Source organism: Actinoplanes sp. L3-i22 (genome assembly GCF_019704555.1).
GTDB lineage: Bacteria > Actinomycetota > Actinomycetes > Mycobacteriales > Micromonosporaceae > Actinoplanes.
Map to the genome: position 1 here is coordinate 654,965 of NZ_AP024745.1, position 19,994 is coordinate 674,958.

A 19,994-nucleotide genomic window follows, 5' to 3' on the forward strand; every position below is an offset into this window, starting at 1 on the left:
CAAATTCGGTCTTTCCTACGCTGCGGCCAATAACTGATCGTCGCTCCCGCGGGGACCCTTGCGACCCTCGCAGGGCGCTGGCGCGCCCAGGACGCGAGGCCCACAAGGGCGACGTCCGCGGGTGGTTGCGGTCAAACCCGAAACCTGACCCGGTTCGCGGTCGCACACTGGGGCGATGAGTACCGAGGTGCTGGGCGGCCTGGCCGGGCTGGCGCTGTTCATCTTCGGCATGCGGATGCTGGTGCTGGGCCGGGCGCCGGGCATGATCGCGCGCTCGTTCCGGTCGCCCCGGGACGCCGGCTGCTATCACGTGCTCTTCGGCTTCGCGCTGCTCATCTACGTGGGTGGCCTGCACCTGCCGGGCACCGTCGCCGGTCAGGTCGCCGCCGTGGTGGCGATGTTCCTGGTCGCGATCGCCCTGGTGCGCTTCCGCCCCCGTGGGCGTGGCCCCACCCGCAAGGCGTGAGGTAGGAAGAGCGGCATGGATCTCACCCACGCCGTGCTCTCCTTCGCCGTCCTGGGCGCGCTGCTCACCATCACGCCCGGCCTGGACACCGCGCTGGTGCTGCGGTCCGCGGTGACGATGGGCCGGGGCCCGGCGTTCGCCACCGCGCTCGGCGTCAACACGGGCGCGCTGATCTGGGGCGCGGCCGCCGCGGTCGGGGTTTCCGCGCTGCTCACGGCGTCGGCCGCGGCGTACACCGGGCTGCGGATCGCCGGCGCCGCCTACATGCTCTACCTGGGCGTCCGGATGATCCGCTCGGCGTTCCGCCCGGGCGGCGGAACCGTCGAGCCGACCGGCCCGGCCGCCCCGACCTGGTGGAGCACGTTCGGCAAGGGCCTGTTCACGAACCTGCTGAACCCCAAGGTCGGCGCGTTCTACGTGGCCGTGCTCCCGCAGTTCATCCCGGCCGGCTCGTCGCCGCTCGGGGTGGGTCTGCTGCTCGCCCTGGTGCACGACGCGGAGGGGCTGCTCTGGTTCTCGGCCATCATTCTCGGGGCGCAGGCCGCGCGCGGTTTCCTGGCCCGCAGGTCGGTGCGGCGTACCGTCGACGCCGGAACCGGCGCGGTCCTGATCGGCTTCGGACTGCGCCTGGGACTTTCCGGCAGATAAGACCGGTAGGTAAGACCGGTAGGTAAGGCCGGTGGATGAGACCGGTGGACAGGACCGGTGGACAAGAGAGGTGGCGAGCTCGGTGATCGACCCCGTGGTGGACCTGGACTGGCTGCGCGCCCACGCCGGCGACGTGATCCTGGCCGACGTCCGGTGGTATCTCGACGGACGGTCCGGCCGGGCCGCGTACGAGAAGGGCCACCTGCCCGGCGCGGTCTTCATCGACCTGGACACCGCGCTGGCCGCCCCGGCGTCACCGGCCGAGGGCCGGCACCCGCTGCCGGACCCGAAGGTCTTCGCGGCGGAGATGTCCGCCGCCGGCATCGGCGACGCGAGCACCGTCGTGGCCTACGACGACGCCGGCGGGGTGATCGCCGCCCGGCTCGTCTGGTTGCTGCGGGCGCTCGGTCGCGAAGCCGCGCTGCTCGACGGCGGCCTGCTGGGGTACGACGGCGAGCTCACCACCGACGCCCCGCCGCCGTCCCCGGCCGTCTTCTCCCCGCGCGAGTGGCCCGCCGAGCGTCTGGCCACCCTCTCCGACAGCGCGGACGGCGGCCACGTCGTCATCGACGCCCGCGACGCGCCCCGGTTCCGCGGCGACAGCGAGCCGGTCGACCCGCGGGCCGGCCACATCCCGGGCGCCCGCAACCTGCCCTGCCGGGCGAACGTGGCCGCCGACGGCCGGTTCCTCCCCGTCGCCGAGCTGCGCGAACGGTTCGCCGCGGCCGGCGCGGTCGACGGCGCCGAGGTGATCTCCTACTGCGGCTCCGGGGTGACCGCCTGCCACAACCTGATCGCGCTGGAGCACGCCGGGCTGGGCGCGGGCCGGCTCTACCCGGGCTCGTGGTCGCAGTACAGCCACACCGACCGCCCGGCCGCCACCGGCGACCGACCCTAGTCCGGCCGCCCGGCGAGCCCGCGCGCGTCGCTCGCCGCCTTCGGGTCCAGGCCCTGGTAGCCGGTCTGATCGTGCTGCCGGGCCTGGTCCTCGATCCAGCGCTGATGCGCCTCCCAGGCGGCCTGTTTGCTGCTGCCGACCGCGGCCCCGATCTGCGACCACGAGGCCCCGGCGGCGCGTGCCGAGCGGACCATGGCCTGCCGCCCGTACCCCGCCTTCCGGGTGATCACCTCGCTGAGCGCGAGCATCTCGAGGGTCTCGGCGGGGGAGAGAGCGGACCCGTCCTCGTCCGGGTTCATCGCGGCGAGAGCATCGCGCATCCGCAGATCGTCGTAACGCCGCGTAGCGGTGGTGAGCGTATGCCGTCGCTCCAGATCCTCAGGCGTCGTCATGAAAAGCGAGTCTCGCGTCAGGCGGCCTTGACGTCAAGGCGACCTGACAAGCCAAGGTGAATTGCCCTCAGTTCTCCAACTAAATCACCTATAAGGTCATCAATCCTTCAGCGTGGACAGTCATGCCCACCTCAGCCGTTCGGCCAGGATTGGCCGGTGCGTCGCGCCGACCCGCCGACGAACACTCCCTGTCGCACAACCGGTGTGGCACGATCAGGGAGCGCTTCAGCGCGACCCTTCCCCCACTGAGGAGCGGGACATGTTCTCAAGGAAGCTGAGTCGACTGGCGGGCTTGGTTTTCGTGCTGGTCGCCGCCATCGGTGGAATCGGTGCGGCAGCCGCCGCCGGCGATGCTGGCAGCACGGACACTTCAGCTGTTAGTTACCAAACTCAGGAATGGACCTGGAACTGACGAGAAGGGCGGGTCAGCCCGCCGCCCGTTGACGAGGGAGCGCAATGCCCGGCCGTCCGCAACCGCGTCAAGGCTCGGCAGATTATGCGTGGCTCATCACGGGCCCCATGGTGCTGTTCTCGTCAGCTTGTCTGGCCTACTTCTGGGTAACTGATCCGTCCTGGTATCAGCAGTGGCTGGGCGGCCTGCTCATTCTCGGCCTCTATTACCTGACCCAGCGCGCCACGTTCAACATCGTCGTCCGGCGCAGCTCGTTCGAATTCAGCATGACCGAGCTGGCCGTGGTGCTCGGCCTGTTCTATCTGCCGCACGCGATGATGATCCTCGCGGTCACCGGCGGCATGCTGTTCACCCAGCTGTGGACCGGTCTCACCCCGGTCAAGCTCTGGTTCAACGTCGCCAAGGCGGCGGCCAGCGCCTCCGCCTCGCTTCTGGTGATCGCGGCTTTCCCGCCGTTGCACGACGCGGATCCCGGCACCTGGGGCATCCTCTGCGCGGCGATCGCGGTGAACCAGCTGGTTTCGCTGGTGACCCTGGCCGGTGTGATGAGCGTGGTCAACGGTCTCCGCGCCGGTCAGGACGTGTTCCGGGCCAGCTGGTCGGGCCTGGCCATCGCGGCCACGAACGCGGCGGCCGGCCTGCTCTTCCTGGTCGCTCTGGAGGCCAGCCGGTGGTCGGCGCTGCTCCTGATCGTCCTGGTCGCCGCGCTCATCCTGGTGTTCCGTTCGTACGCCGACTTCTTCCGGCAGCACCGCACCCTCGCCGACGTGTACGAGCTGACCCAGGCGGTCCAGCGGGAGAAGACCGACAACGCGCTGCCGGACGTGCTGCTCGGCCGGGTGCGGGCGCTGATGCGCGCGGAATTCGCGACGCTCTGGCTGGCTCCGCAGGGCCGATACCCCGAGGTGCTGCTGAGCGCCCATGTCGAGAACCGGGGTCTGCTCGATCTGTCCCCGGTGCCGGTCACGGTCCGTGAGCGAGTGCTCGAGCAACATCGCCCGGTGGCGGTCGGCCCGAAGTTCGAGGCCAACGAGGATCTCGCCGCCCAGCTGCGGGCCGCGAAGGTGAAAGACGTCGTGATCATCCCACTGCGCTCGGGGCAGGCCACCGTCGGCACGCTCGAGGTGGCCAACCGGCTCGGCGACAACCGCTACTTCCGCGACGGCGACGTGCAGGTCCTGGAGACGGTGGCGGCACATGTCGCGGTCGCCGTGGAGAACTCGCGGCTCGTCGACCGGCTGCGCTACGACGCGTATCACGACCGCCTGACGGCCATGCCGAACCGCCGCCGGATGCTCGACGCGCTCGCCGAGTCGGTGCAGGTGCAGGTCGAGGACGAGGTCGTCGCGGTGCTGCTCTTCGACGTCGACGGCCAGCGCAACGTCAACGAGTCGATGGGCCACGCCGCCGGCGACAAGCTGCTCGCCGAGGTCGCCGAGCGCCTGCGCGGCATCGCCGGCCCGGGCGCGCTGGTCGGCCGGGTCGGTGGCGACGAGTTCATGGTCACGCTGCGGACCGAGGGCATCGAGGCGACGATCGACCTGGCCACCCAGATGCGGGAGCGGCTGCGCGGCCCGATGACGGTCGGCTCGCTCACCCTGGACGTGGACACCGCGGTCGGCGTCTCGGTCTACCCGGATCACGGCAGCGACCCGGAGACCCTGCTGCAGCGGGCCGAGCTCGCCGCCAACGCCGCCAAGGTCCTGCCGTACGGCGTGCAGCCGTTCCACCCCGCGCTGGAGTCCCGCGCGGTCCGCCGGCTGGGCATCGCCGCTGATCTTCGCCGGGCGATCGACAACGACCAGCTGGACGTCTACTTCCAGCCCAAGGTGACGCTCACCGACCGGCACGTGCTCGGCGTCGAGTGCCTGGCCCGCTGGGTGCACCCGACCCACGGCGAGGTCGCCCCGGAGGACTTCGTGGCGGTGGCCGAGCACACCGGCCAGTTGGCCCGGCTCACCGAGGTGGTGCTCACCGCCGGCCTGCGGCACTGCCGCGCCTGGGCGGACGCGGACCGCCCGCTCTCGATCGCGGTCAACCTCTCCGCCCGCACGTTGCTCGACTCCCGCTTCCCGGACCTGGTCCAGGCGCTGCTGGAGGAGCACGGGGTGGACCCCGGCCAGGTCACCTTCGAGATCTCCGAGCCGGGCATGCTCAACGACATCGAGCGGGTCCTGCCGACCCTCTACCGGCTGCGTGATCTCGGGGTCCGGCTGAGCGTCGACGACTTCGGCACCGGCGCCTCCTCGCTGGGCTACCTGCGGCAGTGGCCGGTGCACGAGGTGAAGATCGACGACACGTTCGTCCAGGGGATGGCGACCGACTCGGGTGACCTGGCGATCGTCCGGGCGATCGTCAGCCTGGCCCGCGAGTTCGGCCTCACCGTCGTCGCCGAGGGCGTGGAGAGCGAGCTCACCCTCGACCTGCTGGGCGAGATGGGCTGCGAGATCGGTCAGGGTTACCTGTTCAGCCGCCCTTTGCCGTTCGAGCGGCTGGAGGCCTGGCTGAGCGCTCAGACCGAGCCGGAATCCACTCCCACCGGTGAGGTCAGAAGGCTCCGAGCCGTGATCTGACCTGCGGTTTCGGGTTGTTGGGGATACCGATTTCACCCCCGATACCGGCCCGTGTATTCTTACTCCTGCAAGCGAGCGAGTGATCGCAAGCGGGCAGGCCCCCTTAGCTCAGTCGGCAGAGCGTCTCCATGGTAAGGAGAAGGTCTACGGTTCGATTCCGTAAGGGGGCTCTACCGGGTTCGTTCCCGCCGAGTCGGTGATGGACGTGAGCCTGGCTCAGCGGTGTAGCTCAGTTGGTAGAGCAAGCGGCTCATAATCGCTGTGTCGCCGGTTCAAGTCCGGCCACCGCTACTCCTCAGTGTGGTCTCAAATCCGAGGCCCACTTTGCAGAGCGACGGTTCGAGCGTCTACGCTGGTGCGTCGTCAGTTAGTTTCCAGTTAGCAGGAAGGCACCCCGCCGTGGCCAAGGCGACCGACGTCCGTCCGAAGATCACCCTGGCGTGCACGGAGTGCAAGGACCGGAACTACATCACCAAGAAGAACCGGCGCAACGATCCCGACCGCATCGAGTTCAAGAAGTTCTGCCCTCGGGACGGCAAGCACACCCTGCACCGCGAGACCCGCTGAGGTCTCCAGCACCCAAAAGTTTCTCGCTGCGCCGCCCGGAGTTACTCCGGGCGGCGCATTGTAGTTTGTGGGGTATGCCCCTGGATCAGACGTTTGCCGGCCGTTCCTGGCCGCCCACCGAGACCTATCTCGTCGGCCGGGAGAAGATTCGTGAGTTCGCCCGCGCGATCGGCGCCACCGAGGCGGAGTATCACGACCCCGAGGCGGCCCGCGCCCTCGGCTATCCCGATGTGGTGGCCCCGCCCACCTTCCCGGTGACCATCACGATGGCCGCCAGTCGCCAGGTGGTGAACGATCCCGCCCTCGGCCTGGACTACTCCCGGGTGGTGCACGGCGACCAGCGGTTCAAGTACGACCGGCCGCTGGTGGCCGGCGACGCGGTGGTCTGTGTGAACACGGTGGACGAGATCACCACGCGGGGCGGCCACTGGTTCATCACGATCCGGACCGACGTGCGTACCGAGGCCGGCGAGCCGGTCGTCACGGCGTGGTCGAAGCTGGTCCAGCGCGGCGAGGAGACAGCGGCATGAGCGAGACTTTCGAGCCGCAGACGTTCCGGGTCACCCGGGCGGATCTGGTCCGCTACGCGGGCGCCTCGGGCGACTTCAACCCGATCCACTGGAGCGAGCGGTTCGCCGTCGAGGTCGGCCTGCCCGGGGTGATCGCCCACGGCATGTTCACGATGGCCCTGGTCGGCCGCGCGGCGACGGCGTGGGCCGGCGCCGGTGACGCGGTGAAGGAGTTCAGTGTGCGGTTCAGCCGGCCGGTGCCGGTGCCGGACACCGACGAGGGTACGGAGGTCGTGGTCACGGCCACGGTCAAGGAGGTCACCGAGGACGGGGACACCCGCCTCGCCCTGACTGCCACATGCAACGGAGACAAGGTACTGTCTCTGGCACAGGCGCTTGTCGGTAAGCGGTAGGCCCGGGTTGGGATAACCACGGGCGTACCCGTACACTGGTGCGCCGTGGGACTGTGAGTCGCAAGACACGCGGTCCCGCAAAGGGGTGTAGCTCAATTGGCAGAGCAGCGGTCTCCAAAACCGCAGGCTGCAGGTTCAAGTCCTGTCACCCCTGCGCAATCCTCCTCGACGTGCCCGCCCGGTGCGCGGTTTGCACAGTCCGCGTCCGGTCGAGTGCTGACAGGAATCAACACCACCGACGACGGAAGTAGGGCGAAGTGGCCGATAAGGACCGGCCCGGTGACGACGTCCCGGGCGACGACGAGCTCCTCGCTGACTCCGTCGACGGTGATGACGCCGCTGAGGCCACTGACGCACCGGTGAGCCGTGGTGGCGGCACAGCGGTCGCTGAGCGCACGAAGGACGACGACACCCCGAAGGCCAAGAAGGAGCGCAAGCGCACCGGTATCTTCGGTCGAATCGGCGGATTCTTCCGTGAGGTCATCAGCGAGCTGCGGAAGGTCATCTGGCCGACGCGCAAGGAGCTGCTGACCTACACCGGCGTCGTGATCGCGTTCGTCACGGTGATGACGGCGATCGTGGCGGTGCTGGACTACGGGTTCGGTAAGGGCATCCTCTACGCGCTGGGCGGCAAGTAGCCGCCCCAGTGATCCCGAACCGAGTGACTTATCTGGAAGTGAGCGAGCGTGCCTGAGTACGACGACGAGACCGCGCAGTTTGCTGACGAGCAGTCGTCGCCGATCACCGACGAGTCGGTCGAGGAGACCGACGAGACTGCGGTGGCGGTCCAGGCGCCCGAGGCCGACGAGGACTACGACCCGGTCAAGGAGCTGCGGCAGAAGCTGCGGTACGCGCCCGGCGACTGGTACGTGGTGCACTCCTACGCCGGTTACGAGAACAAGGTCAAGACCAACCTCGAGACCCGGATCACGAGCCTCGACATGGAGGATTTCATCTTCCAGGTCGAGGTGCCGACCCGCGAAGAGGTCGAGGTCAAGAACGGCAAGCGGAACCAGGTGCAGGCCAAGGTCTTCCCGGGCTACATCCTGGTCCGGATGGACCTGACCCCCGAGTCGTACTCGTGTGTGCGCAACACGCCCGGCGTGACCGGCTTCGTGGGCGCCACCGACCGGGTCGACCGGCCGGCCCCGCTCTCCCTCGACGAGGTGCTGAAGTGGCTGGCCCCGGCCGTCCAGGCCGAGGAGAAGAAGTCCAAGCCCGAGATCAAGGTGCTGGACTTCGAGGTGGGCGACTCGGTCACGGTCACCGACGGCGCGTTCGCGTCGCTGCCGGCGTCGATCAGTGAGATCAACGCGGACCAGCAGAAGCTGAAGGTCCTGGTGTCGATCTTCGGCCGGGAGACCCCGGTCGAGCTGAACTTCAACCAGGTCACCAAGATCTGATCGCCGGCGTTCCGGTGATTTAAGTGGGAGGGGCCGCGATCGGTGCGGCCCCGCCAACAACCACAGGAGTACTGAGAAATGGCACAGCGCAGCAAGATCTACCGGGCCGCGGCCGAGAAGATCGACGCCGACAAGCTCTACGAGCCGAAGGACGCGGTCGCCCTCACCAAGGAGACCGCCTCCAAGAAGTTCGACCCCACCGTCGAGGTCGCGATGCGCCTCGGTGTGGACCCGCGTAAGGCGGACCAGATGGTCCGCGGCACGGTCAACCTGCCGCACGGCACCGGTAAGACCGCCCGCGTCATCGTCTTCGCCCAGGGCGCGAAGGCCGAGGAGGCCGTCGCGGCCGGCGCCGACGAGGTCGGCACCGACGAGCTCGTCGCCCGGATCCAGGGTGGCTGGCTGGACTTCGACGCCGCGATCGCGACGCCGGACCAGATGGCCAAGATCGGCCGGATCGCCCGCATCCTCGGCCCGCGTGGCCTGATGCCGAACCCGAAGACCGGCACCGTCACCATGGACGTGACGAAGGCCATCAACGAGATCAAGGGCGGCAAGATCACCTTCCGGGTGGACAAGCACTCGAACCTGCACCTGATCATCGGCAAGGCGTCCTTCACCGCCGAGCAGCTGGTGGACAACTACGCCGCGGTCCTCGACGAGGTCCTGCGGTCCAAGCCGTCCGCCGCCAAGGGCAAGTACCTGAAGAAGGTCACCTTCAGCACCACGACGGGCCCGGGCGTCCCGGTCGACCCGAACGCGGTCAAGAACCTGCGCGGCGAGGTCCAGGCCTGACCGCCACGCACTGACACGTCTGAGCCCCGGGGACTTCCCCCGGGGCTTTTTCGTGGAATCCTTGCGGCCATGCTTCTGGACGGGGTCTGGTTCCGGTACACCCGGCGTGCCGCCTGGGCGCTGCGCGGCGCCGACGCGAGCGTGACCCCCGGGCAGACCGTGGTGGTGCTCGGCCCGAACGGCGCCGGCAAGTCCACCCTGCTGCAGCTGGCGGCCGGCGTGCTGCGCCCGTCCCGCGGCGCGGTCCGGGACCGGCCTTCGGTGGTCGGCTGGGTCCCCGAGCGCTTCCCGGCCGATCAGCCGTTCACCGCGGCCGGCTACCTGCGCGCGATGGCCGCCCTGCGCCGGGTCCCGCCCGCCGCCGCGGACCGCTGGATCGAGCGGCTCGGGCTGGCCGGGCACGCCGGGACGGCGCTCACCGCGCTCTCCAAGGGCACCGCGCAGAAGGTCGGCCTGGCCCAGGCCCTGCTCGCCCGGCCCGGCCTGCTCGTCCTCGACGAGCCCTGGGAGGGCCTCGACGCCCAGGCCCGCACGCTGGTCCCGGAGATCGTCGCGGAGGTCACCGCGGCCGGGGGCGCGGTGCTGGTCAGCGACCATCGCGGCGAGATCACCGGCCTGCCCGGCGCGGTCCACTGGGCGGTGGCCGGCGGGGAGCTGCGGGTGGACGCGCCGCCGCCGGCCCGCTTCGCGGCCGACGACGCCGACGAGGTGGTGGTCGAGATCGCGGTGCGCCGCGCGGAGGCCGACGAGGCGGTGGTCCGGCTCCGCGACGCCGGTCACCGTGTGCTCGGGGTCCGGGAGAAACAGATTTCCGCCGTACGGGACGAGCCGGGCGCCGCCCGATGATCGCGCTGAGCCGGATGCGACTGGCCGGGTTCTTCCGCGGCGGCCGGGCCCTGGCCCCGCTGATCACCGTGCTGGTGGTCCTGGGCGTGCTCTACGGCGGGGGAGCGTCCCCGGCGGCCACCGCCTACGGCTACTCGGCGGCCGCCCTGTTCCCGGTCCTGGCCTGGCTGACGAAGGTGCTGCTGGACACCGAGCCGGACGTGCAGCGCCGGCTGGCCCGGGTGGCGGTCGGCCCGGTCCGGGAGGGTGTCGCCGGGCTGCTCGCGGCGCTGCTGGCCGGCGCGGCGGTGTGTGCCGTCGCGATGGTCGCGCCGTGGCTGTTCCACGGCATCCGGCCGCCGGTGGCCGGCTCCGGCGAGGCGCCGACCGGCACCGGGGTCCTGCTCGGCGTGCTGGCGCACGTGCTCTCCCTGCTCGCCGCGGTGACGCTGGGCGCGCTCTCCGGCCGGGCCGTCACCCGCCGCGTCCTGCCCGGCGTGACGGTCCTGGTCACCGGCTCGATCCTGGCGGTGGTGCTCGGCCTGACCAGCTCGGTCGCGCCCTGGCTGGTGCCGCCGGTGATGGCCACCGCCCGTGCCCTGAACCGCGGCGGGACCCCGCACAGCGGCACGTTGACGCTGCTCGTCGCGTGGTCGCTGGGGTGGTCCGCGGTGGCCCTGGGGGTCTACGCCGGCCTGCGCCGGTCCCGATCCTGACGGGCGGGGGAGGATTGTCGGGGACGGTGCTCAGGCCGTACCCAATAAGCGATTTGGGTTTTGGGGTTTGGCCGCGTAATCTTCCGTCTTGGAGTTCCACCCATAGACCGCTGGTCACTGTGGCGATCGTCGCAAGACGAGAGCCGCGGCCGAAGGTCCCGCAAGAGCGGGCGACCTGCGCAGGGAGAACGGTTCGCGATGATGACATGCGTTCGCGCGTGTTCTGGTCTTCCGCCCCGTGCCCTGCGCCGGGGCGTTTTGCTTTTTTCGGACCCTCTCGACCAGTGGCAATAGCACTGAGGAGAGGAGGGACATGGCGGACAAGCCGGTCCGGGCCGACAAGGCCACGGCCGTCGCAGAGCTGGCGGACAACTTCCGTGACTCCGCGGCCACCGTGTTGACCGAATACCGGGGCCTCACCGTCAAGCAGCTCACCGAGCTGCGACGGGCGCTGGGCCAGCAGGCCAAGTACTCCGTTGCCAAGAACACGCTGGCGAAGCGTGCGGCTGGCAACGCGGGCATCGAGGGCCTCGACGCGCTGTTCACCGGTCCTACCGCGCTCGCCTTCGTGGGCGGTGACGTGGTTGACGCGGCCAAGGCGCTTCGTGCCTTCGCCAAGGCCAACCCCGTCCTGGTCATCAAGGGCGGTGTCTTCGAGGGCAAGGCCATCTCGGCCGAGGACGTCAACAAGCTTGCCGACCTCGAGTCCCGTGAGGTGCTGCTGGCCAAGCTGGCCGGCGCCATGAAGGGCAACCTGAGCAAGGCCGCGGCCACGTTCCAGGCTCCGCTCTCCCAGGCCGTGCGCCTGGTGGACGCCCTGCGTGACAAGCGTGAGAAGGAAGGTTCCGCCGAGGCCGCCTGACGGCCTCGCGAACCGAGCACGTTCTACATCAGAAGCTAAGAAAGGTTGCCAATCATGGCGAAGATCAGCACCGAAGACCTGCTCGACGCTTTCAAGGAAATGACCCTGATCGAGCTCTCCGAGTTCGTGAAGACCTTCGAAGACGTCTTCGACGTCAAGGCCGCCGCGCCGGTTGCGGCCGCTGCCGCTGCCGCGCCGGCCGCCGAGGCTGCCGTGGAGCAGGACTCCTTCGACGTTGTCCTCGAGGGCGACGGTGGCAAGAAGATCCAGGTCATCAAGGTCGTGCGTGAGCTGACCGGCCTGGGCCTCAAGGAGGCCAAGGACGCCGTCGAGGCCGCCCCGAAGGCGATCCTCGAGGGTGTTGCCAAGGACAAGGCCGAGGCTGCCAAGGCCAAGCTCGAGGCCGAGGGCGCCAAGGTCACCCTCAAGTGATCTAACGCTCCTCAGCGTTTTCTGTCGATGGCGGAGATCCGGTTCGGATCTCCGCCATCGGTGTTCCTCCCGCCGTCGGCCCTGCTCAGCGACGCACGTTCGAGCAGGTCACCGCGTGGCTGACAAAGCGTCACAAAGCTCGCCATCCATGCAGTAAGGTCCCTCTGGTGCGCCGCCCGGACGACCGGGTGAGTCCGACCCGCGGCACAGGCCTTGACTGTGTGTCCCCTGACAGGCACGCTGATGGCAGCAAGTTTCCGCGCTTGCGACAGCCGCCCCGTGGGTAATCGGTTGACCCGATGACCACGGACCGGCACCCGAAGAAGATGCGCCGCGTTTCTTGAGCGGCCCTGGCTCGAAGTTGACCGCGTGAACGCAGGTCAGCGAGGTCGGGGACACGTTCCGCAGGCCACTTCGTGGTGTGGGCTGGACAGCGGTTAGCCAAGCGGCTACACTGCTAGTTTGCGCTGCCTTCTATCTTGACGCCTGTCGGTCTATTCACGTCTGTGGATTCGACGGGTGTCTTTTGGAGTGCACGCAGACCAGTTGCATCAGCAACTCAGCCGCATAGCAGCACCGGTCCTCGGAAGGACGCATCTTGGCAGCTTCCCGCCCTGCGAAGACCAGCCGTACGTCGAGCGCTTACGCACCCCGCCGGGTCTCTTTCGGCCGGATCACCGAGCAGCTAGAGGTCCCCAACCTCCTCGCCCTCCAGACGGACTCGTTCGACTGGTTGGTCGGCAACGAGGCTTGGCAGGCGCGTACGACGGACGACCCGCACGCCCACTCGGGCCTCGCAGAGATCCTCGAAGAGATCAGTCCCATTGAGGACTTCTCCGGCACCATGTCGCTGTCCTTCTCGGCTCCGCGCTTCGACGAGGTCAAGGCCTCGATCGAGGAGTGCAAGGAGAAGGACCTGACCTACTGTGCCCCGCTGTTCGTGACCGCGGAGTTCACCAACAACACCACTGGCGAGATCAAGAGCCAGACCGTGTTCATGGGTGACTTCCCGATGATGACCCCCAAGGGGACGTTCGTCATCAACGGCACCGAGCGGGTCGTGGTGAGCCAGCTCGTCCGCTCGCCGGGCGTGTACTTCACCAAGGAGCCGGACAAGACCTCCGACCGCGACCTCACCAGCGTCAAGGTCATCCCGAGCCGGGGTGCCTGGCTCGAGTTCGACATCGACAAGCGCGACACCGTCGGTGTCCGCATCGATCGCAAGCGCCGTCAGGCCGTCACTGTCCTCCTCAAGGCGATCGGTTGGTCCGCCGACCAGATCCGTGAGCGCTTCGGCTGGTCCGAGCTGCTCATGACGACGCTGGAGAAGGACCACATCGCCGGGCAGGACGAGGCCCTACTCGACATCTACCGGAAGCTGCGCCCTGGCGAGCCCCCGACCCGGGAGAACGCGCAGACCCTTCTCGACAACCTCTTCTTCAACCCGAAGCGGTACGACGTCGCGAAGGTCGGCCGGTACAAGTTCAACAAGAAGCTCGAGATCGACGTCCCGATCGTCCGGGGCACGTTGTCCGAGGAAGACATCGTCAAGACCGTGGACTACCTCTGCCGGCTGCACGCCGGTGAGGAGGGCTACGAGGCCGACGACATCGACCACTTCGGCAACCGTCGTCTGCGCACCGTCGGCGAGCTCATCCAGAACCAGGTCCGCGTCGGCCTGTCCCGGATGGAGCGCGTCGTCCGCGAGCGGATGACGACCCAGGACGTCGAGGCGATCACGCCGCAGACCCTGATCAACATCCGCCCCGTGGTGGCTGCGATCAAGGAGTTCTTCGGTACGTCGCAGCTGTCGCAGTTCATGGACCAGACCAACCCGCTCGCGGGTCTGACCCACCGTCGCCGTCTGTCGGCGCTCGGCCCGGGTGGTCTGTCCCGTGAGCGGGCCGGCTTCGAGGTCCGTGACGTGCACCCGTCGCACTACGGCCGGATGTGCCCGATCGAGACGCCCGAGGGTCCGAACATCGGCCTGATCGGCGCGCTCTCGACGTTCGCGCGGGTCAACCCGTTCGGGTTCATCGAGACGCCGTACCGCAAGGTCGAGGCCGGTGTCGTCACCGACGAGGTGCACTACCTCACGGCCGACGAGGAAGACCGGTACATCAAGGCCCAGGCGAACGCCGTGCTGTCCAGTGACAACACGTTCGCTCAGGACCGCGTCCTGGTCCGCCGTAAGGGCGGTGAGGTCGACTACGTGCCCGGCACCGAGGTCGACTACATGGACGTGTCGCCGCGGCAGATGACCTCGGTCGCGACCGCGATGATCCCGTTCCTCGAGCACGACGACGCGAACCGCGCGCTCATGGGCGCGAACATGCAGCGTCAGGCCGTGCCGCTGGTCAAGGCCGAGTCGCCGCTGGTCGGCACCGGCATGGAGTACCGCGCCGCGGTCGACGCCGGTGACGTGGTCGTCGCCGAGGTCGCCGGTGTGGTCGAGGACCTGTGCGCCGACTACGTGACGGTGCACCAGGACGACGGCCACCGCCGGACCTACCTGCTGCACAAGTTCCGCCGCTCGAACGCCGGCTCCTGCGTCAACCAGAAGCCGGTCGTCTTCGAGGGTGACCGCGTCGAGGCCGGCCAGGTCATCGCCGACGGCCCGTGCACCGACGAGGGGGAGATGGCCCTCGGCCGCAACCTCCTGGTCGCGTTCATGTGCTGGGAAGGCCACAACTACGAGGACGCGATCATCCTGTCGCAGCGCCTCGTGCAGCAGGACGTCCTCACCTCGATCCACATCGAGGAGCACGAGGTCGACGCCCGCGACACCAAGCTCGGCCCGGAAGAGATCACCCGCGACATCCCGAACGTCAGCGAGGAAATGCTGGCGGACCTGGACGAGCGCGGCATCATCCGGATCGGCGCCGAGGTCGTGCCCGGCGACATCCTGGTCGGCAAGGTCACGCCCAAGGGCGAGACCGAGCTGACCCCGGAGGAGCGCCTGCTCCGCGCGATCTTCGGGGAGAAGGCCCGGGAAGTCCGGGACACCTCGCTGAAGGTTCCGCACGGCGAGACCGGCACCGTCATCGGCGTCCGGACGTTCTCCCGCGAGGACGGCGACGAGCTGCCCCCGGGCGTGAACGAGCTGGTCCGGGTGTACGTCGCCCAGAAGCGCAAGATCCAGGACGGCGACAAGCTCGCCGGCCGGCACGGCAACAAGGGCGTCATCTCCAAGATCCTGCCGGTCGAGGACATGCCGTTCCTCGAGGACGGCACCCCGGTCGACATCGTGCTCAACCCGCTCGGTGTGCCCTCGCGTATGAACATCGGCCAGGTTCTGGAGACCCACCTCGGGTGGATCGCCAAGACCGGTTGGTCGGTGGAGGGCGAGGACGAGGAGTGGAAGCGTCAGCTCCGCTCGATCGAGGCGCACGAGTCCCCCGCCGACAGCAACGTCGCGACTCCGGTCTTCGACGGCGCTCAGGAGGAGGAGATCAAGGGCCTGCTCGAGTCGACCCTGCTGAACCGGGACGGCAAGCGCCTGGTCAACGGTGACGGCAAGGCGCAGCTGTTCGACGGCCGCTCCGGTGAGCCGCTGCCGGACCCGATCTCGGTCGGCTACGTCTACATCCTGAAGCTGAACCACCTGGTCGACGACAAGATCCACGCGCGGTCGACCGGCCCGTACTCGATGATCACGCAGCAGCCGCTCGGTGGTAAGGCCCAGTTCGGTGGCCAGCGGTTCGGCGAGATGGAGTGCTGGGCGATGCAGGCCTACGGTGCGGCTTACGCGCTGCAGGAACTGCTGACCATCAAGTCCGACGACGTTCTCGGCCGAGTGAAGGTCTACGAGGCCATCGTCAAGGGCGAGAACATCCCGGAGCCGGGAATCCCGGAGTCGTTCAAGGTGCTTCTCAAGGAGCTCCAGTCGCTGTGCCTGAACGTTGAGGTGCTCTCCAGCGACGGTGTGGCCCTGGAAATGCGCGAGACCGACGACGAGGTCTTCCGGGCCGCGGAGGAACTCGGCATCGACCTGTCCCGACGCCCGAACGAGGGCGTCAGCAGCGTCGAAGAGATCTGACGGAGAGCGGCCCCGACCGGTCCTGGAGGTTCAGGACCAGGTCGGGGCCGCCCCCGCCGGCCTTGAATTCACCCGAGCAACGAAACACGAGGGATAGTCCAAGTGCTCGACGTCAACTTCTTCGACGAGTTGCGCATCGGCCTGGCTACCGCTGACGACATCCGGCAGTGGTCGCACGGCGAGGTCAAGAAGCCCGAGACGATCAACTACCGCACCCTCAAGCCCGAGAAGGACGGACTCTTCTGCGAGAAGATCTTCGGTCCGCAGCGGGACTGGGAGTGCTACTGCGGTAAGTACAAGCGTGTCCGGTTCAAGGGCATCATCTGTGAGCGCTGCGGCGTCGAGGTGACCCGCTCCAAGGTCCGGCGCGAGCGCATGGGCCACATCGAGCTGGCTGCCTCGGTCACGCACATCTGGTACTTCAAGGGTGTGCCGAGCCGTCTGGGCTACCTGCTCGACCTGGCGCCCAAGGACCTCGAGAAGATCATCTACTTCGCTTCGTACGTGATCACGAGCGTTGACGCCGAGTCGCGTCACCGTGACATGTCGACGATCGAGAACGAGATCTTCGCCGAGAAGCGTCAGTCGGAGAACAGCCGCGACTCGGAGATCGAGAAGCGCGCTGCCAAGCTGGAGCAGGACCTGGCCGAGCTCGAGGCCGAGGGTGCGAAGGCCGACGTGCGCCGCAAGGTCAAGGAAGCCGGCGAGCGCGAGATGCGCCAGATCCGGGACAAGGCACAGCGCGAGATCGACCGGCTGGACGAGGTGCTCGACACCTTCCGGAAGCTCGACTCGAAGCAGCTGGTCACGGACGAGCTGCTCTACCGCGAGCTGCGGGACCGCTTCGGTGAGTACTTCACCGGTGGCATGGGCGCCGAGGCGATCAAGGCGCTGCTGCAGAACATGGACCTGGACGCGGAGGCGGAGAACCTTCGGGAGATCATCCGCACCGGTAAGGGCCAGCGGAAGATCCGGGCGCTCAAGCGGCTGAAGGTCGTCGCGGCGTTCCTGAACACCCGTAACTCGCCGCTCGGCATGGTGCTGGACTGCGTCCCGGTCATCCCGCCGGACCTGCGCCCGATGGTGCAGCTCGACGGTGGCCGGTTCGCGACCTCCGACCTGAATGACCTGTACCGCCGGGTCATCAACCGGAACAACCGGCTCAAGCGACTGATCGACCTCGGTGCTCCCGAGATCATCGTCAACAACGAGAAGCGGATGCTGCAGGAGGCCGTCGACGCGCTGTTCGACAACGGCCGCCGCGGCCGGCCGGTCACCGGTCCGGGTAACCGCCCGCTGAAGTCGCTCTCCGACATGCTCAAGGGCAAGCAGGGCCGGTTCCGTCAGAACCTGCTCGGCAAGCGCGTCGACTACTCCGGCCGTTCGGTCATCGTCGTCGGCCCGCGGCTCAAGCTGCACCAGTGCGGTCTGCCCAAGCAGATGGCGCTGGAGCTGTTCAAGCCGTTCGTGATGAAGCGCCTGGTCGACCTGAACCACGCGCAGAACATCAAGTCCGCCAAGCGGATGGTCGAGCGTCAGCGCCCGGTCGTGTGGGACGTGCTGGAGGAGGTCATCAGCGAGCACCCGGTGCTGCTGAACCGTGCTCCGACCCTGCACCGCCTGGGCATCCAGGCCTTCGAGCCGCAGCTGGTCGAGGGCAAGGCGATCCAGATCCACCCGCTCGTCTGTACCGCGTTCAACGCGGACTTCGACGGTGACCAGATGGCGGTCCACGTGCCGCTGTCCGCCGAGGCGCAGGCCGAGGCCCGGATCCTGATGCTGTCCTCGAACAACATCCTCAAGCCGGCCGACGGCAAGCCGGTGACCATGCCCACCCAGGACATGATCATCGGGCTGTACTACCTGACCCACCAGACGGTCGGCGCCAAGGGCGAGGGCCGGGTGTTCAGCTCGGACGCCGAGGCGCGGATGGCGTTCGACAACGGTGAGCTGCACCTCCAGGCGACCATCAAGGTCCGCCTGCGGGAGGTCATCGGTGTCGACAACGGCCCGAAGCACGACGCGTGGGTGGCTCCGGAGGAGTGGGTCGAGGGTGAGCAGCTGCTCGTCGAGACCACGCTCGGCCGGGTCATCTTCAACGAGACGCTGCCCCCGGGCTACCGCTTCGTGAACTACGAGATCCGCAAGGGTCAGCTGTCGGCGATCGTCAACGACCTCGCCGAGCGCTTCCCCAAGGTCGCGCTGGCCGCGACCCTGGACGCGCTCAAGGAGGCCGGCTTCCACTGGGCCACCTGGTCCGGTGTGACGATCGGTATGGGCGACGTCATCGCCCCGCCGCGCAAGCCGGAGATCCTCGCCAAGTACCAGGCCGAGGCCGACCGGATCGACAAGCAGTACCAGCGTGGTCTGATGACGGGTGAGGAGCGCCGCGGCGAGCTCATCGAGATCTGGACCAAGGCGACCAACGAGATCTCCAAGGAGATGGAGACCGCGCTGCCGCAGGAGAACCCGCTCTGGGTCATGATCAACTCCGGCGCCCGCGGTAACCTCCTCCAGCTCCGGCAGATCGCCGCGATCCGTGGTCTGGTGGCCAACCCCAAGGGCGAGATCATCCCGCGCCCGATCACCTCGTCGTACCGCGAGGGCCTGACCGTGCTGGAGTACTTCATCTCCACCCACGGTGCCCGTAAGGGTCTGGCCGACACCGCGCTGCGTACCGCCGACTCGGGTTACCTGACCCGTCGTCTGGTGGACGTGTCGCAGGACGTGATCATCCGCGAGGAGGACTGCGGCACCGAGCGGGCCATCCCGATGGCGGTCGGCGACCGGGAGCCGGACGGCACCCTGGTCGTGCACACGCACTCGGAGACCGGTGCGCACGCTCGTACCATCGCCGACGACATCTCCGACCCGAACGGCAACCTGGTCGTCGCCCGCGGCACGGACCTCAACTCGATCATCGTCGACCAGCTGGTCGCCGCGGGTGTCGAGAACGTCCGGGTCCGCAGCGTCCTGACCTGTGAGTCGAAGCTCGGCGTCTGCGCGGCCTGCTACGGCCGGTCGCTGCCGACGGGTAAGTCGGTCGACATCGGTGAGGCGGTCGGCATCATCGCCGCCCAGTCCATCGGTGAGCCCGGCACCCAGCTGACGATGCGTACCTTCCACACCGGTGGTGTCGCGGGTGAGGACATCACCCAGGGTCTGCCGCGTGTGCAGGAGATCTTCGAGGCCCGCGTGCCGAAGGGTAAGGCGCCCATCGCCGACACCCCCGGCCGCATCCGCATCGAGGACGGCGAGCGGTCCCGCAAGATCGTCGTGATCCCGGACGACGGCAGCGAGGAGATCGTGTACGACAAGATCTCCAAGCGCGTCAAGCTGCGGGCGCACGACGGCGACCACGTGCAGGTCGGCGAGAAGCTCACCGAGGGCACCATCGACCCGCACGAGCTGCTGCGCATCATGGGCCCGCGCGCGGTCCAGGTCCACCTGACCAGTGAGGTCCAGGAGGTCTACCGCTCGCAGGGTGTGCTCATCCACGACAAGCACATCGAGATCATCATCCGCCAGATGCTCAAGCGGGTGACGGTCATCGACTCCGGCGCGACCGAGTTCCTGCCCGGCCTGCTGGTCGACCGGGCGCTCTTCGAGTCGGAGAACCGCCGGCTCGTGGGCGAGGGCGGCGAGCCCGCCGCCGGTCGTCCGGTGCTGATGGGTATCACCAAGGCCTCGCTGGCGACCGACTCCTGGCTCTCGGCGGCCTCCTTCCAGGAGACCACCCGGGTGCTCACCGACGCTGCGATCAACTCGCGCAGCGACTCGCTGGTGGGCCTCAAGGAGAACGTCATCATCGGCAAGCTCATCCCGGCCGGTACCGGTATCTCCAAGTACCGGAACATCCGGGTCGAGCCGACCGAGGAGGCGAAGGCCAAGGTGTACTCGATGACCGGGTACCCGGAGACCGACTACGGTTTCGGGCCGGCCAGTGGCCAGGCTGTTCCGCTGGACGACTTCGATTTCGGGTCGTACCGCTGACGCCGTACCGCTGAAATTGGTCTGTCAGTTCGCTGGGGTGGTCGCGCATCG

18 protein-coding genes and 3 tRNA genes are annotated in these 19,994 nt (G+C 68.3%); 20 read left to right on the forward strand and 1 reads right to left on the reverse strand.

The genetic code is table 11. The features are described from left to right. Positions 1-175 precede the first annotated feature (175 nt). From L3i22_RS03040 to L3i22_RS03050, 3 genes are all read left to right on the forward strand, one after another. The gene (locus L3i22_RS03040) at positions 176-466 is read left to right on the forward strand and encodes a hypothetical protein (RefSeq protein ID WP_221325491.1); all 291 of its coding nucleotides are present in this window, start codon (positions 176-178) and stop codon (positions 464-466) included. Positions 467-481: 15 nt separating this feature from the next. Beyond that, positions 482-1,114 carry a LysE family translocator gene (locus L3i22_RS03045; RefSeq protein WP_221325492.1) on the forward strand — a complete coding sequence of 211 codons (633 nt, stop codon included), beginning with the start codon at positions 482-484 and terminating at the stop codon, positions 1,112-1,114. An 82-nt stretch (positions 1,115-1,196) separates the two neighbouring features. Beyond that, positions 1,197-2,012 carry a sulfurtransferase gene (locus L3i22_RS03050; RefSeq protein ID WP_221325493.1) on the forward strand — a complete coding sequence of 272 codons (816 nt, stop codon included), beginning with the start codon at positions 1,197-1,199 and terminating at the stop codon, positions 2,010-2,012. Here the strand turns inward: L3i22_RS03050 and L3i22_RS03055 are convergent. Next, the gene (locus L3i22_RS03055; RefSeq protein ID WP_221325494.1) at positions 2,009-2,404 is read right to left on the reverse strand and encodes a hypothetical protein; all 396 of its coding nucleotides are present in this window, start codon (positions 2,402-2,404) and stop codon (positions 2,009-2,011) included. The genes L3i22_RS03050 and L3i22_RS03055 overlap by 4 nt on opposite strands. 259 nt (positions 2,405-2,663) lie before the next feature. On the opposite strand from L3i22_RS03055, the gene L3i22_RS03060 reads away from it, so the two are divergent. From L3i22_RS03060 to L3i22_RS03140, 17 genes are all read left to right on the forward strand, one after another. Then, a complete protein-coding gene (locus tag L3i22_RS03060) occupies positions 2,664-2,816 on the forward strand; it encodes a hypothetical protein (RefSeq protein WP_221325495.1) in 153 nt (50 codons plus the stop codon). A 44-nt stretch (positions 2,817-2,860) separates the two neighbouring features. After that, positions 2,861-5,389: a bifunctional diguanylate cyclase/phosphodiesterase gene (locus tag L3i22_RS03065; RefSeq protein WP_221325496.1), complete on the forward strand. Its 2,529-nt coding sequence runs from the start codon at positions 2,861-2,863 to the stop codon at positions 5,387-5,389. A 97-nt stretch (positions 5,390-5,486) separates the two neighbouring features. Then, positions 5,487-5,559: transfer RNA gene (locus L3i22_RS03070), tRNA-Thr, on the forward strand. Between the two features lie 48 nt (positions 5,560-5,607). Continuing rightward, positions 5,608-5,680: transfer RNA gene (locus L3i22_RS03075), tRNA-Met, on the forward strand. A 108-nt stretch (positions 5,681-5,788) separates the two neighbouring features. Continuing rightward, positions 5,789-5,956, forward strand: a complete 168-nt coding sequence (rpmG, locus tag L3i22_RS03080) for a 50S ribosomal protein L33 (RefSeq protein ID WP_221325497.1) — start codon at positions 5,789-5,791, stop codon at positions 5,954-5,956. Between the two features lie 74 nt (positions 5,957-6,030). After that, a complete protein-coding gene (locus L3i22_RS03085) occupies positions 6,031-6,486 on the forward strand; it encodes a MaoC family dehydratase N-terminal domain-containing protein (RefSeq protein ID WP_221325498.1) in 456 nt (151 codons plus the stop codon). Further along, on the forward strand, positions 6,483-6,878 hold the full coding sequence (locus L3i22_RS03090; RefSeq protein WP_221325499.1) for a MaoC family dehydratase: 396 nt from the start codon (positions 6,483-6,485) through the stop codon (positions 6,876-6,878). Before L3i22_RS03085 ends, L3i22_RS03090 begins: the two co-directional genes overlap by 4 nt. Before the next feature lie 81 nt (positions 6,879-6,959). Then, positions 6,960-7,032 (forward strand) — tRNA-Trp (locus L3i22_RS03095). 103 nt (positions 7,033-7,135) lie between these two features. After that, positions 7,136-7,516, forward strand: a complete 381-nt coding sequence (gene secE, locus L3i22_RS03100; RefSeq protein WP_221325500.1) for a preprotein translocase subunit SecE — start codon at positions 7,136-7,138, stop codon at positions 7,514-7,516. 48 nt (positions 7,517-7,564) lie between these two features. Further along, positions 7,565-8,281 carry a transcription termination/antitermination protein NusG gene (gene nusG / locus L3i22_RS03105; RefSeq protein ID WP_221325501.1) on the forward strand — a complete coding sequence of 239 codons (717 nt, stop codon included), beginning with the start codon at positions 7,565-7,567 and terminating at the stop codon, positions 8,279-8,281. Between the two features lie 78 nt (positions 8,282-8,359). Continuing rightward, positions 8,360-9,076, forward strand: a complete 717-nt coding sequence (rplA, locus tag L3i22_RS03110; protein ID WP_221325502.1) for a 50S ribosomal protein L1 — start codon at positions 8,360-8,362, stop codon at positions 9,074-9,076. A 69-nt stretch (positions 9,077-9,145) separates the two neighbouring features. Then, positions 9,146-9,922, forward strand: a complete 777-nt coding sequence (locus L3i22_RS03115) for an ATP-binding cassette domain-containing protein (RefSeq protein WP_221325503.1) — start codon at positions 9,146-9,148, stop codon at positions 9,920-9,922. Continuing rightward, on the forward strand, positions 9,919-10,617 hold the full coding sequence (locus L3i22_RS03120; protein ID WP_221325504.1) for a hypothetical protein: 699 nt from the start codon (positions 9,919-9,921) through the stop codon (positions 10,615-10,617). The genes L3i22_RS03115 and L3i22_RS03120 overlap by 4 nt, the downstream gene beginning before the upstream one ends. 313 nt (positions 10,618-10,930) lie before the next feature. Next, positions 10,931-11,479, forward strand: coding sequence for a 50S ribosomal protein L10 (gene rplJ / locus L3i22_RS03125; protein ID WP_221325505.1), 549 nt, complete (start codon positions 10,931-10,933; stop codon positions 11,477-11,479). Between the two features lie 54 nt (positions 11,480-11,533). Beyond that, positions 11,534-11,911, forward strand: coding sequence for a 50S ribosomal protein L7/L12 (rplL, locus tag L3i22_RS03130; RefSeq protein ID WP_221325506.1), 378 nt, complete (start codon positions 11,534-11,536; stop codon positions 11,909-11,911). Between the two features lie 598 nt (positions 11,912-12,509). Further along, positions 12,510-15,950: a DNA-directed RNA polymerase subunit beta gene (locus L3i22_RS03135; protein ID WP_221325507.1), complete on the forward strand. Its 3,441-nt coding sequence runs from the start codon at positions 12,510-12,512 to the stop codon at positions 15,948-15,950. A gap of 102 nt (positions 15,951-16,052) precedes the next feature. Then, positions 16,053-19,943 carry a DNA-directed RNA polymerase subunit beta' gene (locus L3i22_RS03140; RefSeq protein ID WP_221325508.1) on the forward strand — a complete coding sequence of 1,297 codons (3,891 nt, stop codon included), beginning with the start codon at positions 16,053-16,055 and terminating at the stop codon, positions 19,941-19,943. The last annotated feature ends 51 nt before the right edge of the window (positions 19,944-19,994 follow it).